The organism is Pseudomonas sp. (genome assembly GCF_026224925.1).
Lineage (GTDB): Bacteria > Pseudomonadota > Gammaproteobacteria > Pseudomonadales > Pseudomonadaceae > Aquipseudomonas.
Window position 1 is genome coordinate 1 of sequence record NZ_JAMFRV010000069.1, and the last position, 14,648, is coordinate 14,648.

Sequence of the window (14,648 nt, forward strand, 5' to 3'; positions counted from 1 at the left end):
CGGTTTGGGAACATTCAAAACACAGTTGGGTGCAAGTCTCAGCAAACCAGCATTTCCCAAAGGGTCGAGAATAAAGGGCACTGACAGCCACCGGCCAGCAGCGGTCTCTTCACGCGAGGGAGAAACGGTGATGACAACTGATGCCGGACGAGAAGAAATCAGTAAAGAGGAATTGTTTTATCTCAATTTCGATTGGTTTATTGGGCATGTTCGTTCGCTTGCGCTGAATGCGGAGGAGTGCTGCTTGAGTCAAGGCGATTTTAACGTCGCATATGAGCTATTCTACTTTTTGTCCGAGCACACCCAGCTCGTTGATGACCCCCTTGCTATCTTGATGCAATATCAGAAGGATGAGGTTTCCTCATTTATTCAAGGTGTGAAAAGGATTCCGGAGAATGCCCGCTGTTGGACGACTATCAAAGCGGAATCAATTAAAAACATGCGCTGTTCGGCTTGGGACGATGCTCGACAACATGCCCAAAAGCTCCTCGAAGTTCTTGCGCCAATTGAGGCGCTTAGAGATGACTACTATGCCAGGGAGCTACGTAGAGGCCAACTGTGAAGGACTGCTGCGGCTCGGCTCCATCCCGAGGTGACAATTCGTGAGTTTTGCAGATGAGCAAGCTGCTATTCTGAGGCTATCGGCCGCGTTCGGCCAAAACCAGCCGGTCGACAGGGCAAGAAATTTCCGTTTTTAGATTAATTTTTAGGACAACCGATGGCAGGAAAAATACCGAAGCGTTCCGCTCGTCCTGGATTAGATGAGTATGGACGGACTCCACTTCACTATGCGGCATCTCATGCCATGGATAAAGAGGTTGCTGCGCTCATCGGTCAGGGACAAAATCCGAATGCAAAAGATGATAACGGGTGGACTCCACTTCATTTTGCTGCACAATCTAATTCAGCTGGCTGCGTAAAAATGCTACTTGAGGCGGGAGCAGACGCCTCGTTTGTGGACTCGCACGGGAACTCCCCTTTGCTGCGTGCGGTATTTTCTTCGAAGGGCGACGGGGCAGTTATTCGGGAGCTGCGAGCCGCCGGTGCCGACCCAATGCAGAAAAATTTGAGCGGCGTATCATCCATTTCGCTGGCGGCCACGATTGCCAACTATCCGGTGGCCCAATTTTTCGCTGACGTGCCCCTGCCTGGGGACAAATGAGAACGGTTTCGGCCATTAACAGACGTTCAGCAGTGCAAAAAATCTTAAATTTTTCTACTTTTTTTACGTATGAAAGAAACTGTACAAATATATATTGTCACCGGTTCAACTGGGGCAGGAAAAACTAGCTATTCTCGTCAGCTGTGTGAAGGAACCGGCGCAGTACGTTTCTCTATTGATGAGTGGATGGATAAATTGTTCTGGATGGACAGTCCTCGACCGATTCAATATGAATGGGCTCTAGAAAGAATTGGTCGTTGCGAGGAAATGATTTTCGGAATGGTACTCGATTTGGCTAGGGTGGGAATCTCGTCTGTCCTTGACCTTGGTTTCACAAAGGCGGAGCACAGAGCGAAGTTTTTCAATTTGGTCAAGGTAGCATCACTACCTTATCAACTGCATTGGGTTGATGTGGCTCCCGATATACGTTGGCAACGCGTCATTAGACGGAACCAACAGCGTGGGAAAACCTTCGTTATGGAAGTAAATCGCGAAATGTTCGACTTCATGGATAGCATCTGGGAGCCTCCCTCATGCGCTGAACTTGAAGAGGCTAACGGTGTGCACTTCAAGCAGCAATGAATTCAATGAGACCGTTCTCGCCCAAGAGCTGTCGTTGAGTTGTCACTGAAATAGTTTAAAGGAGTGGGCGTGAGCAATTCAAAAGTTTACGCTGTAGTCCTATTCGAGGCTGCTGCCGAAGGGCTTGGAAGCCTCGTTGCACTATGGCTTAAACGCAATGATATGGGGAGCTATCTTTACGCGAAAAGGATAGAACCCAATGAGCCGTGTTTTCATATGGTGCTCCAAAAAACGACCCCAGATGGCGCTGCTCTTGAAATGGAATGCCAAATTCCTCACGGATTCATTAAAGCCGTCTTCCACGCTGCTGATAGGAATTCCCTGGGGTTATTACCGTGAATTCAATATTGGCTGAACGTCCAAAACTAGTCATTTCTGCAATGGAGATTATGAATGAGCATGATGATGCTGTTGCCGCCAAGTGACCCTGTTATCCTGGCGGAAGTGGGTAAAATTTCATTGATGCATGGTCATTTAGACTATATGCTAAAAATGCTGATTGTCACGTTCACGGGTGCAAGCCATCAAGAAGTTCTCGATGCCACAAAATATGAAGGCTCTAGAAGTCTACGTGAACGAATTAAAAAAATTGCCAAATCTAAATTGGGTGATGGAAAAGTATTAATACAGTTGCAGGCACTGCTAGAACGGTGCGCTCGTTCTTCAGATAAACGCAATGATTTGGTGCATAGTTTATGGGCGTATGAACTTGATGGCCAACATCACGTCCAAGCGGCCGACCATACCTGGAAACCGGGTCCAACAATTGATGATTTGAAAGAAGTCTGCGCAGAACTAGAGGGGCTCATTCAGGAAATAATTTTCGCTCGTGCCGAAGGACTTTTTTCTGAAGCAGTTTTAAAGAAGGATGTACTATTAAAGGTCTGAATACGGCCAAGAGACGCCCTTCGCAATTTAGCAGGTTTCGCAATTGCAATATCTAAACAAGAATCGTCATGGAATGCCGAAATGGAAAGTGAAAGCAAACAGCAAGACAATCCTATAATTCGAGTCTTGCGTCGGCATCTTGAATTTGACGTGTGGAATAACTGGGAAAGTATTACCCATAAAAAAATTGGGGATAATTTACGATGCTATCCAATTATCGTTCTTTTTGCGGTTGCAATTCCATATTTGTGGGGGTTTCCAGGAAAATCCCCATGGGTAACAAAGTTCGCAGCAATTACTTGGTCAGCTTGGCTAGGATGGTATGTGGTTTTGACTCTTATCCAAACCTATAGCCTTTTTTCAGCAGTAATCCCAGAAATATTCGGGAAAAGCGTTCGAAAAAACCCCACCTTAATGAGTGCAATTTTAAGATTGCTGATAACTTTATCCATAAGCGTGGCATCTGGTTTTTTCATGATAGGCGCGGGGTTCATTGCTTGGTTAATATATTCGCGTGCTCCTCATTAGATTAGCCGGAACGAGGTTATTTAAATCAGCTCAAGGAATTTTCGGGGTAGTGGCTGTACTTGAAAATTTATTTGCGACCGGCGGCTTAGGGGCGTAAGTCGCCGGTCGGAGTACGCCTCGCATCATTTAGGTGGCGGTTTGGCATGCGAATCACTGGCGGGTCTGCGACGCTAAACGGTGGTGGGTGTCTGATGCTAAATGGTGGCGGGTTTGATGCTAATGCTCACCCGGCAGCGGCATCGCTGAAATTTACAGTAGCATTTCTATAGACCTCCTCCCGAGCTTTTAACTCGTCGAAGGTCATACGAAAACCGCCTGTGAGCTGCTCCTGCCATTCCGCGGCAGTCGCACCAAGAATGTTAGTTTCGCCAGTCAAAATCTGCGGCGAACCAAACCGATTTGTTACCATTTGCGCGGCTTTCATCACAGCTCCCTGAAGAAAAGCATGTCAATAGCTCGTTGCGCTCGACTAAGCAACTAACAGAGCATTTTACAATAACCGTCAAAATTGCTTAGTCCTGCAAGCCAGGTGATACTTTTGAGGCGATATGGTCATTCCTCGACGTTGCTTCAAGGTCAGTGACATCATGTTGTCGGTCACCACAATGTATTAAAAATCCAATGTTGGATGGCCGATTTAACAACTATTATGTCCTTGATCTCATAAATGAATGTCGAAAGCGGCTGAAAATTTTATCTACAAAGATCCCATTGCATTGGTGAATCCCAAATAATCGATGGAACAAATCCGCCAGGGCGAATAGTCGGATCGCCCTTCATATGAGCGTCCGCGATACGAATTTGTACTTTGTCATCGGTAATCCGCTCGACATAGCCGACGTATATCATTCCGTGCCCGAACTCTTGGCACACTTGGGCGCCCATCTTCCTGATCGATATCTGGTCTCTGCGCCGTTGCTCCGTGATAGCAAAAGCTGCGTTAGCCGCATTCGTTTGTGCTGTAAGCTGAAGGTTCGAAAACTCCTGATCAGATACAAATTCACGATCGGCTATCGGGTGCAGGTAACCCATTGACGATTTCTGAAGGCGGTCAAGTACTTCAACATTGTGCCCAGGCCCTCTAAGTACATAAGCTAGACCAGGCTTCGCATCAAAAACGTAAACGTCGGGTCCGCAACTTCTAGTATCACTGGCGTGGCAGGTATAGACCTGGATAGAGTGCTTTCCTGGTAGTACATTTACCCCGCGCCGCGTGTTAACGCCTGGCAAAATTCCTGGTCCTTCGGCCGTCCAGAGCAACTGCGACCTTTTGAGGCCGCTGTCGACCTCCGTGACGGCTGAGCCGTTGCCATAAATATCTTCGGGAACGAGCAGCGCAAAATTGTGTAATTGATCGCTGGGTATCGAAGGGGTCGCGCACCCAGACAGAGCGACCGGGACGACGATCATCAGACACAGTAGACCAATGGCGGGAAAACGCATCAATATTCTCCAATTTAGGGAATGGGCAAATCATGGGATAGATAACATGCCTAATCAGCAACTATTCAACTCTATGGATGCCATTTCGACTAGATGCCTGGCATTTTCTTCGGCATCGACCAAGCGCGGCACACTCTCCCGCGTCTTGGTGCCAGACCGCTGTTTTAGCCTCGAATCGACGTGGGCTGCTCGAGAATGCGAATCGATGATTCTTCTATGGCGACGACGCCGTCAGAATCCCTTATGGCGATGAACTCATAGATCGCATCGTCAATCAGGCTAGCGTCTTCGCACTCGAGATATTTTCGGAACCTTTCGCCGAGTTCCGGTTCGTCCGCAAAAAATTTTCTTATTTTTTTACAAACCGTTTCGGGCGCTGGAGTGCGATCCCCATCCATAAAGCGATCCTTGTCCTCGCATGTGGCATAAATTAATTTGCCTAAAAACGACTCAAAGCTACGAAGATCCTGGACGTGTTCTCGGAAGACGAAATCCTTGGAATAAATTTGTTGCATATAGTGCCCTATCGCCTCTTCAGGTGATCCTGCATTCACATAGGCGGGCTCCCACTCGGTTATCGAGTCGTCGTGAGCAACCAAATAGCGTTTCAACATAAGCCCTCAATTTACAAAATAACAATTTTCTATCTTAGAGATGTGTCGCAGCGGTAAGCATGCGCTCTCCAAGGTTTCTGAAAGGAAAGTGCAATTGTGACTTAAAAGCGGCTGACTTAAAAGCATCATTTTGTGAGACTGAAGACGATGCCTATCTCGTCTTCCACATTAGCCAACGCCTTACCGTCCGCACGAGCCGTCTTGGCTGCGAACGTGCTGAGGCTTCGCAACGAGAAAAACTGGTCGCAAGAGATGCTTGGATTTGAGACCGGATTACATCGGACTTTCATTGCTCATGTTGAACGGCAAGCAAGAAATATCTCGATAGATAACATGGAAAAAATTGCAAAAGCTCTTGGCGTTGCAACATTCCGGCTCCTGGAGCCACAACAGTAGAGCCTAGCTATAGCGACCTGCGTTTGAAAACTCGCCGACCTGCATTCAGTGGCTTTTTCGACTGCGAATAACTGCGTCTGTCACCCTTCAAATCAGCATTTGCCGCGAAAGAACCTGCATTGATCGGGGCGGACCTACATTCCATCGGCGCGAACCAGCGTTAGCTCTAACTGACCAAGTGCCAAGGACTCATTGAGAGCCGCCGTTTCCCGAATAAAGTTTGCGGACTGCGTTTGTAGACTCCGAGAGCGGGGCATCGTGGCCAAAGATCCCTTACGCCAGCATCGGTTCAGAAATCCCTCGTTTGTTGGACTGCCTTAAACTTATCCCAACAATGGTATATAAACACCTAAACACGCAAACATTGAACTGGACGGAAATGAAGATAAAAACAATCTTGCTTTTAAGCTTCTTTTTTTTAGGGAATGCGCTGGCTCAATCATATGACCCCAACGCAGGTCAAAGCTTCGATGCATATGGACGACCGCTTGCGTCTGTTGAGCAGTTATGTCGTGAAGGACAGATGGCTGGCGGCCCAATCACAGAAAAATGTGCCATGTACGGGTACTATTTCAATAAGCATGGTGAGCAACTGGTGAGTTACGATTTTACAAAGTGGGGCTATAACAGGCTGGATAGGACGGTCACCAAGGAAATGGCCGTCAAACTTGATACTGACCCGAAATTTCGTGCCGAATACGTTAAATTGCACAACATTCAGCCTTCCGTAAAGGCTAATCTGAAATCAGATAATGACGTAATCGGTATGCGCGAAGGCAAGCAGTTTCAGCTAAATCCGAAGTACCACTACATCATGCGGTGCCAACAGTATTTGGACGCGACGGCTCAAAAGAACGCCGCAAACGAAATAACGCTGGCCAAGACCGGGCAATCGACGCTCGTGAACCATGGCACTTGTAGTATTTGGGATGGTGGACAAACCAATTTTTCAATGACAGTCATCGGCCAATCCGGCTTGATGATTCAAGCAACGCTGAACTTTGCGGACAATGCGGCAGTGCACCCTATCGGCTACTTCTTCACAAGCGACCTAGTACCCGTTAGCGAAGAGTCAACGCGCTAGACGAGAGAGCGTTGGCCTGATATCTCATCACACGATGCGCCTGACGCCATTTGCCGAGCCAGATTCGAGATGATCATTTTTTGGTGAAGCTGGACGAGATATGTCGCGCCAGCCGCTATCCCAAGGCGGTGCTGCAACACACCAAGTCGGCGCGATGGTCAATAATCTTCAGCGCGCAATCGTGCTGGATCGCCTTACGTCTGATGGGGAGGCCGACGATCCCAACGACACATTCCTGCTGGGCCTGTCGATCGCCGGCGACGCGGACTATCTGGTAGCAAATGGTTTAGGTCCATCGTTCCACCTTTGACATTAAAAAACAGTCTTGCGGTCAATCCGCATCGCCGTCTATACTGTTTATTCGTACAGTACTTTTGTTACCCCGGATACAGACATGCTCGCCCCTCCTCTCGCAATTACCGCTGCCGCAGAACAGGCAGGCCAGCTTGCCATGCGCGATGTATGGAGGGCTAGCGAGCTCGCGGTCTCTCGATCAACGACCTGTCCGACCGGCCATCCTGCACTTGATGCAGAACTGCCAAACCAGGGATGGCCACGGTCGACGCTGGTCGAACTCTTAGTCCAGCAAAACGGTATTGGAGAAATGCAACTCTTAAAACCTGTTTTGGTCTCCTTATCAGCGCACCAGCGTATAGCGTTTATTCAACCGCCTTATCTGCCACATCTGATGACTTGCCAAGCATGGCAAATGAACGACCGTAATCTGCTTTGGCTTCGGCCTCAAAGCTCAGCCGATGCGCTGTGGTGTGCTGAACAGTTCCTGAAAAATGGCAGTTTTGGCGCAGTCGTTCTGTGGCAATCCAATGTGCGGCCAGAGGCGCTACGCCGTTTGAATCTTGCAGCGCAGAGCACTGATACATGGTTGTGGCTTCTACGTCCGCTTGTTACTGCGGCGGATGCATCACCTTCGCCGCTTCGTGTTGCATTGCGTCCTTCACTTGGAGGTATTTCTGTTGACATTATTAAAAGGCGGGGGCCCCATTGCGAGTCCCCAATTTTCGTTCCTTTAGTGGACATGCCGGTTGGTCGTCAGCTGGACAAAGACCAAAATGAAACTGCTACTCACCATATACCTGCCGCTGCTGTCGCTGGAATCACTGCGCCCGCGTTGGTCTAGCCCAGGTCCGTACGTCGTCATTGAGCAAGGGGTGGTCGTCACAATCTCGCCCGAAGCGGCGCGTGCAGGTGTTCGGCTTGGGATGCGCAATGGCGGCGTAGCGGCGATAGCTCCCGATACGGGAATTCTGGAACGTGAAGCCGCAAAGGAAGGCCTGGCTCTGGGCGCCATCGCTACAGCGATGATGCAATTCACGCCAGAAGTTGCTGTCCAAGCCGATTTCTCGTTGGTACTAGACGTGGGAGCAAGTCTGACTCTGTTCAGAGGAGCTCACGCACTGAGCCTACTCGTGCTGCATACCGTTGAGACCCTGGGTTTCACTGCCCAAATCGGAGTTGCACCCACTGCTGAGGGAGCATGGCTGCTTGCCCGTAGCTATCGCATTAAAGGCCTACCCTTTCGCCGTCGCGTTCTGTCGATGGCAACGATGCACCGGAGGTTAAGCGTTCTGCCATGCGGGCTAGTACCAGCCGCAGCCCCATTTCACGATTGGCTCAATGATGTTGGCGCGAAACGTATTGGTGCACTGCGCAAGCTCCCACGTGCTGGCCTTCTACGCCGCACTAGCAAAGACTTACTCGCCGCCCTAGACCGCGCCTATGGCGAGCTTCCAGAGATGTTCGAGTGGATTCAACCACCTCTTCATTTCTCGGCACGTGTCGAAACCTTCGACCGCGTTGAAAATGCTGATGCCCTACTGCATGGAGCAACGCGATTAATTCTTCAGCTTGTCGGCTGGCTCACCTCGCTGCAGCAATCCGTGCGCACGTTCACATTGTTTATGGAACACGAACGAGGATATTTTGCAGTACCACCGACGGAGCTCGAAATCGCATTGGCTGAGCCCGTCTGGCATGAGGTTCATCTTATTCGGTTGCTTAAAGAACGCCTGGCGAAAGTGGAACTAGAGCGGCCGGTCATTGCCCTGCGATTGGAAGCGGTAAAAATCGAGCCAATGCTACCGCCGAACGAATCCCTTTTTCCAGAACCGGGGGGCTCACCTCAGGACTATGCACGTGCACTGGAATTAGTCACCGCTAGGATTGGCGCCGAGAATGTATTGGTTCCTGCTCACGTGGATGACTACAGGCCAGAAGTATGCAACGCATGGTGGAGTATTTCCATGCGGGCGACTAAATCGGCCACTACCGAGGTACTGGAGGGGCGTCCCTTTTGGCTACTCCCAAAGCCAATCAAACTGTTACTCCGGGATGAGAGGCCGTTTTATATCAGTCCCCTGAAAATCATCGATGGGCCAGAGCGCCTCGAGGCCGGCTGGTGGAACGACCAAACTGCCGCCCGCGATTATTACGTCGCACAGGCCTCGGATACTAGCTGCTACTGGATTTATCGAGAGCGCGTTCCCGATGCGCCATGGTATCTGCATGGGATGTTCGCGTGACCTATGCATACCATTCCGCCCAAAACAGCAAAGGCAACTACTTCGGACTTGCCAGATTATGCTGAGCTCCAATGCTCCAGCCACTTTTCATTTTTAAAGGGCGCGTCCGCGCCTGAACTGCTTGTCGTCCGAGCCTACCAACTGGGATACAAGGCCATCGCCGTGACAGATGAGTGCTCATTTGCGGGCGTGGTGCGCGCCCACCTCGCTGCAAAAGAGCTAGGACTTCATCTGGTCATCGGCAGCCAGATGGAAATCACACCAGAAGACGGAAGCCCGCCGTTTAGTCTCCTCATCCTGGCAACCAATCGTAACGGATATGGCAATCTGAGCGAGCTCATTACGGTTGGCCGCATGCGTGCGGAGAAAGGCACGTACCAGATTCGCCCACGGGATATTGCAGCGCCTGTCGGGGACCTGGTACACCTCCGGGGGCTACCGGATTGCCAATTCGTGCTCCTGCCAAAATACTGTGCCAATTACGAGGAAGTTGAGCGGCAAGCAGCCTGGCTCGTTCAGTGTGCGCCTGGCCGGGCGCGTATTGCGCTGACACTGCATCATCGGAACAGAGACATAAAACATAGGCTGCTGGTTCACAGCATCTCCGATGAGTTCAGCATGCCCGTTGTTGCCACTGGCGATGTGATGATGCATATACGCTCGTATAAACCTTTGCACGATACGGTCACTGCAATCCGCCACGGGATACCGGTCGCTCAGTGTGGCTATCGGCTTCCGCCCAATGCCGAGCAACATCTGCGCTCGCGCCTGAGGCTCGGAAATCTATATCCTCGCGAAACCCTCGACGAGACCGTCCGCTTGGCGCAACTGTGCAATTTCTCTCTCGACGAGCTTCGTTATGAGTACCCACACGAACTCGTCCCTGAGGGTGAAACACCGACATCCTACCTCCGCAAGGAAAGCTACATCGGGGCGCACTGGCGCTTTCCTCAGGGTATTCCAGCAAATGTGCAGGCCCAGCTAGAGCATGAATTGGGGATCATTGCAGACCTTCGATACGAGCCTTATTTCCTCACTGTTTTCGATATCGTCAGATTCGCCAGGTCTCAACAGATTCTATGCCAAGGTCGGGGCTCGGCCGCGAACTCAGCTGTGTGCTATTGCCTGGGTGTGACAGAGGTCGACCCATCGAGAGGGACGCTTTTGTTTGAGCGATTCATGTCAAAAGAACGCGATGAGCCGCCGGACATTGACATTGATTTTGAGCATCAACGCCGTGAGGAAGTGCTCCAATACGTGTATCAGAAATACGGAAGGATGCGTGCCGCGCTGACAGCGGTTGTCACTTCGTATCGTCCAAGATCAGTGCTGAGAGACGTTGGTAAAGCGCTCGGCATCGACCTTGGTGTGGTCGACTCGGTGGCGAAAGCAGCAAGTAGTTGGAGCGGCAGCACCGACCTTCAAAAACGCCTGCTCGAGTGCGGTTTTGAAGGTGAATCTTCAATCACGGAGAAATGGTCATACCTTGCCGACGCCTTGTTGAACGCGCCGCGCCATCTCTCGCAGCACCCGGGCGGCTTTGTGATTTCCCATACAAAGCTGTCGCGACTCGTTCCTATCGAGAACGCAGCAATGGAAGACCGTTCGATTGTGCAGTGGGATAAAAACGATATCGATGCCGTCGGTCTACTGAAAATCGACCTCCTGGCCCTTGGGATGCTCAGCTGTATCCGACGGACACTTGAGCTCGTTTCGGAGCAGCGCGGCTCGCGATTCGAAATGGGCGACATTCCTCCCGAAGACCCCGCGACGTATCAAATGATTTGCGAAGCCGACACGACGGGCGTCTTTCAAATCGAGAGCCGAGCCCAAATGGCGACACTGCCAAGAATAAAGCCCCGTACATTTTTCGACCTTGTTATTGAGGTGGCAATCATCCGGCCGGGTCCCATACAGGGCGGAATGCTACAGTCATATATTAGACGGCGCCAAGGACTCGAACCGGTGACGTATCCAAGTCCTGAAATTCAAGGGGTTCTCGAAAGAACGATGGGCGTCCCTATTTTTCAAGAGCAAGTAATGAGTATCGCGATGGTCGCGGCCGGGTTCTCGGCAGGCAAGGCGGATGCGTTACGGCGAGCAATGGCGGCGTGGCAGCGTAAAGGAAACCTTGAACAATTTGAGGCCGACCTGCTGTTGGGTATGATGCACCGCGGCTATACGACTGAGTTCGCGAACTCTATCATTGGACAAATCCGAGGATTTGCCGCGTATGGATTTCCGGAGTCGCACGCATCGTCGTTCGCCCTATTGGCGTACGCGTCCAGCTGGCTCAAATGTCATGAACCAGCAGCGTTTTTGGCAGCGTTGTTGAACTCGCAGCCGATGGGATTTTATTCGCGCTCGGCGCTCGTACAAGATGCGCAGCGCCATGGCGTCGAAGTGCGGCCTGTAGATGTTCGCATCAGTAACTGGGAGGCGTCGCTTGAGCCAACGTCGCCAGGGATGCAAGCAGCGGTTCGGCTGGGCCTTAATAACGTCAAGGGGCTTGAGCAGGACGCGGCTTGGCGCATCGAGGAAGCCCGGGCGGTCAAACCGTTCAAAAGCGCAGCTGACGTGGCTACCCGTGCCAATCTTGAAGCTGGACACATGACCGAATTAGCGAGTGCGAACGCCCTCGAGTCGTTGTCGGGGAACAGACGCCAAGCCATGTGGCAGGCGAAGGCCAGCGTGCCGGACAAGGGACTGTTACGGCCAGCAGAAATTGTCGAAGATACGGTTGAGCTGGAGAGTCCGACAGAGGCCGAGAATGTCGCCGCCGACTATCGCTACGTCGGCCTAACACTGGGCCGCCACCCACTGTCGTTCCTGCGTGAGCGCCTGTCCAAAATGCGGTTTATCCCGTCGGACGTTTTGTACGGTTTCTCCGATGGGCAACTGGCGCGTGCGTGCGGCATCGTTACCGTGAGGCAAAGGCCAGGAACGGCAAAGGGAGTTGTGTTTATCACACTAGAAGACGAGACCGGTACAGTGAACGTAATCTGCTGGCCGACGATAGTTGAACAGTTCCGCCGAGAGGTCATGGGGGCTCAGCTATTGGGGGTGTATGGAGTGTGGCAGTGTGAGAGTAATGTCCGTCACTTGGTCGCAAAGCGATTGGTTGATCTGAGCCATTTACTCGGCGAGCTCGATACGAGAAGTCGAGATTTCCACTAAATGCTATGCTTTTTTGTCAGCTGACATCGGTCGTACGCGCAAAGGCCTGATCAAATTTGATGACAAGTGACTCTTGCGAGGCCCCCATGCCGTGAGCCGTTGTTGGCGTGTCGGGGCGGCGCAGTATCAATGCAAAATCTAAGCTCCGACACAATTCCTTAGCGTTGCTCCTAGTTGCGGTTGTGCGGGATGTTATAGAGTTTCTGCTTAGCCTCCCGTTCCGCCTTTTCATTCTGTTGGCTTTGGTAAAGGGGGAGGTAATAGACTCGGACAGAAGGATATTTATCTATCGTCCAACTCTTGATGCAGATCGAACCTAAAGCCAAATAGCAAATAGCAATGGCGAGCAGATAGTCATCATATTTTAGCATCTGTGTCAGCAGTTGAATCGTTGACTGATTCTTTTCGGATGTAATGTAAAAGTTAAACGTTAGCATAAATAGAAACTTAAAAATCTTCGAACTAAGAAGGGCAAAATCCTCAATGCGCTTTTTCGAGTTATTATCTGCGTCATTGCATTTGGCTAGTAGATAGTTGCATTTTTCTTCATCTGCCAATCGTTTCAGATCCCAAGTTGAGACCATACCGTTTGAGCTTCGATAGTTATTTTTCGTTCGGAAATAAGGCGTGAGCGATAGTTGCATCTGGAGGACCAATGCGACTACTGCAACCTCGGCAATTGGAATTATTGCTGCCATCAATACTGAGAAAATTATAAGCGCAACTGCAATCGAGCCTATTTCGCTGGACCATACTATCTGATTCCATGGAAAAGTAATTAGGTTTTTGTTTTTTACTATCAACAGAGCCGCATCCAGAAATAGCGCGAAGGTGGTGATTTGTATCATCCATTGGAATTCTGAGGCTTTTTCTATTAGGGCGAGACCGCTGAAATCGCCTTTCGGCTTGTCGCTGTTTCCATCCGCATCTGCCATGTATAATCCTTTCAATAGTAAATTAATAATATCTTTCGAGATTGGCCTTGGCTTGCTGTCCTCGTAAGTAATTTTAACATATTGCCGATTGGAAATTCCGCCCAAGGATTCTAAATTACTTTGTGCAGAAAAAGCTGTTGCGTTAAGGCTCTTTGACGCCGGCAAATAGCCTAGGGCGAGCGCAGTGCAGCGATGCTTGTTGGGATGTCGGCCAGGTAACGTAAATGAGGTGAACGTGAATCCTTCGACGTGATGAAGCTAAGTCGCTTGCTCGAGCGAGCAATTGAAGATGGCTTGGAGTAATGCTCCCAATGGAAGTACTCACCCGCTTAATTGATGCCGGTGGAGATTAGGGGAACGCATAATTGTTGGCGGACGCTATCGGCCTCTCCAAGGCCATTGAGGCAAAGGCTCCGAACATGGAACTCCTTTTGGCTCAAGGTGATCTTGGCCTCTATCTCGGATAACTTAAAGTTATAGTAAATAGGAAATCACTTCTAATATTCAAAAGATGGATTTGACCTTCGTTCCATTCGCTCCGCATCTTGGTCCATTGCACTCCCAGTATCCTCTTCATTGATTTCAATATTACCAAATCACAAGCGCCGGCATCATATTAAATGATCATTTATGCAGTCCCTTATGTATTCATGAAAATCTATTTTTAATGCGAGCCCATTGAGATAGCCCCCTGATTCACCGGACACAGCCTATGCGCTATTCGTACGGATAGGAATAGGACTGTGGATATGACTAGGAACAAGCAAACGATCGAGTTGGTAACGGTGAACGCGGAGCGCCGGCGGCGCTGGTCTGCCGAGGAGAAGGCGGCGCTGGTGCGCGAGACGTATGAGCCAGGCATGAGCGTGTCGCTGGTGGCGCGCAAGCATGGCGTCGGCGCCAGCCAGTTGTTCAACTGGCGCAAGCTCGAACGCGAAGGTGCGCTTACCGCCGTGACGGCCGGCGAATCGGTGGTACCGGCAAGCGAACTGGCTGCCGCCCGTGCCCAGATCGCCCAGTTGCAGCGCATGCTCGGCAAGAAGACGATGGAAGCGGAGATCCTGAAGGAGGGGGTCGAGTTTGCTCGCGAAAAAAAGTGGATTGCGCGCTCGCCCTTGTTGGGCAAGGACGACCAGTGAAGGCGGTCTGTTCGGCTCTGGGCGTGGCGCGCCCGCACGTGTGTTTGATGGCGGCGCGACCGGAGGACTGGGTCGACGGCCGCACCACGCAGACGTTTCACCAGCCCGGCGATGCGCTCCTGGATGATGCGGTGCGCGCCGAAATCACGGCGCTGCCGAC

The 14,648-nt window shown here is 50.9% G+C and carries 15 protein-coding genes and 2 pseudogenes; 13 read left to right on the forward strand and 4 right to left on the reverse strand.

What is annotated here, in order from left to right:
- From M0974_RS03000 to M0974_RS03025, 6 genes are all read left to right on the forward strand, one after another.
- Positions 1 to 562 (forward strand): hypothetical protein (locus tag M0974_RS03000; protein ID WP_297832578.1); only part of this gene is annotated, 562 nt, incomplete at its 5' end.
- A 156-nt stretch (positions 563 to 718) separates the two neighbouring features.
- Complete coding sequence (locus tag M0974_RS03005; RefSeq protein WP_297832581.1) at positions 719 to 1,162, forward strand: ankyrin repeat domain-containing protein; 444 nt, start codon at positions 719 to 721, stop codon at positions 1,160 to 1,162.
- 69 nt (positions 1,163 to 1,231) lie between these two features.
- Entirely contained in the window at positions 1,232 to 1,744 is a 513-nt protein-coding gene (locus M0974_RS03010; protein WP_297832584.1) for an ATP-binding protein, read from the forward strand.
- 69 nt (positions 1,745 to 1,813) lie between these two features.
- A complete protein-coding gene (locus M0974_RS03015; RefSeq protein WP_297832589.1) occupies positions 1,814 to 2,083 on the forward strand; it encodes a hypothetical protein in 270 nt (89 codons plus the stop codon).
- Between the two features lie 54 nt (positions 2,084 to 2,137).
- Positions 2,138 to 2,632, forward strand: a complete 495-nt coding sequence (locus M0974_RS03020) for a hypothetical protein (protein WP_297832591.1) — start codon at positions 2,138 to 2,140, stop codon at positions 2,630 to 2,632.
- Positions 2,633 to 2,713: 81 nt separating this feature from the next.
- Complete coding sequence (locus M0974_RS03025; protein ID WP_297832594.1) at positions 2,714 to 3,160, forward strand: hypothetical protein; 447 nt, start codon at positions 2,714 to 2,716, stop codon at positions 3,158 to 3,160.
- 223 nt (positions 3,161 to 3,383) lie between these two features.
- Here M0974_RS03025 and M0974_RS03030 read toward each other — a convergent pair whose 3' ends face one another.
- The 3 genes from M0974_RS03030 to M0974_RS03040 all read right to left on the reverse strand — a co-directional run bounded on the left by M0974_RS03030 (position 3,384) and on the right by M0974_RS03040 (position 5,217).
- A complete protein-coding gene (locus tag M0974_RS03030; RefSeq protein WP_297832596.1) occupies positions 3,384 to 3,584 on the reverse strand; it encodes a hypothetical protein in 201 nt (66 codons plus the stop codon).
- Positions 3,585 to 3,853: 269 nt separating this feature from the next.
- The gene (locus M0974_RS03035; protein WP_297832599.1) at positions 3,854 to 4,603 is read right to left on the reverse strand and encodes a hypothetical protein; all 750 of its coding nucleotides are present in this window, start codon (positions 4,601 to 4,603) and stop codon (positions 3,854 to 3,856) included.
- Between the two features lie 164 nt (positions 4,604 to 4,767).
- Positions 4,768 to 5,217: a hypothetical protein gene (locus M0974_RS03040; protein ID WP_297832603.1), complete on the reverse strand. Its 450-nt coding sequence runs from the start codon at positions 5,215 to 5,217 to the stop codon at positions 4,768 to 4,770.
- A 147-nt stretch (positions 5,218 to 5,364) separates the two neighbouring features.
- Here M0974_RS03040 and M0974_RS03045 point away from each other — a divergent pair, with 147 nt between their 5' ends.
- The 6 genes and pseudogenes from M0974_RS03045 to M0974_RS03070 all read left to right on the forward strand — a co-directional run bounded on the left by M0974_RS03045 (position 5,365) and on the right by M0974_RS03070 (position 12,414).
- The gene (locus M0974_RS03045) at positions 5,365 to 5,613 is read left to right on the forward strand and encodes a helix-turn-helix transcriptional regulator (protein ID WP_297832606.1); all 249 of its coding nucleotides are present in this window, start codon (positions 5,365 to 5,367) and stop codon (positions 5,611 to 5,613) included.
- A gap of 379 nt (positions 5,614 to 5,992) precedes the next feature.
- Entirely contained in the window at positions 5,993 to 6,697 is a 705-nt protein-coding gene (locus tag M0974_RS03050; RefSeq protein ID WP_297832609.1) for a hypothetical protein, read from the forward strand.
- A 21-nt stretch (positions 6,698 to 6,718) separates the two neighbouring features.
- A pseudogene (locus M0974_RS03055) lies at positions 6,719 to 6,974 on the forward strand (PIN domain nuclease); the annotation flags it as partial.
- A 117-nt stretch (positions 6,975 to 7,091) separates the two neighbouring features.
- Complete coding sequence (imuA, locus tag M0974_RS03060; protein WP_297832612.1) at positions 7,092 to 7,835, forward strand: translesion DNA synthesis-associated protein ImuA; 744 nt, start codon at positions 7,092 to 7,094, stop codon at positions 7,833 to 7,835.
- Positions 7,768 to 9,237, forward strand: coding sequence for a DNA polymerase Y family protein (locus tag M0974_RS03065; RefSeq protein ID WP_297832614.1), 1,470 nt, complete (start codon positions 7,768 to 7,770; stop codon positions 9,235 to 9,237). Before imuA ends, M0974_RS03065 begins: the two co-directional genes overlap by 68 nt.
- Positions 9,238 to 9,240: 3 nt before the next feature.
- Complete coding sequence (locus M0974_RS03070) at positions 9,241 to 12,414, forward strand: error-prone DNA polymerase (protein ID WP_297832617.1); 3,174 nt, start codon at positions 9,241 to 9,243, stop codon at positions 12,412 to 12,414.
- Positions 12,415 to 12,584: 170 nt separating this feature from the next.
- Here the strand turns inward: M0974_RS03070 and M0974_RS03075 are convergent, their stop codons facing one another.
- Positions 12,585 to 13,349, reverse strand: a complete 765-nt coding sequence (locus M0974_RS03075) for a hypothetical protein (protein ID WP_297832621.1) — start codon at positions 13,347 to 13,349, stop codon at positions 12,585 to 12,587.
- 749 nt (positions 13,350 to 14,098) lie between these two features.
- Here M0974_RS03075 and M0974_RS03080 point away from each other — a divergent pair.
- Positions 14,099 to 14,580 (forward strand): annotated as a pseudogene (locus M0974_RS03080) (transposase); the annotation flags it as partial.
- Positions 14,581 to 14,648 lie beyond the last annotated feature (68 nt).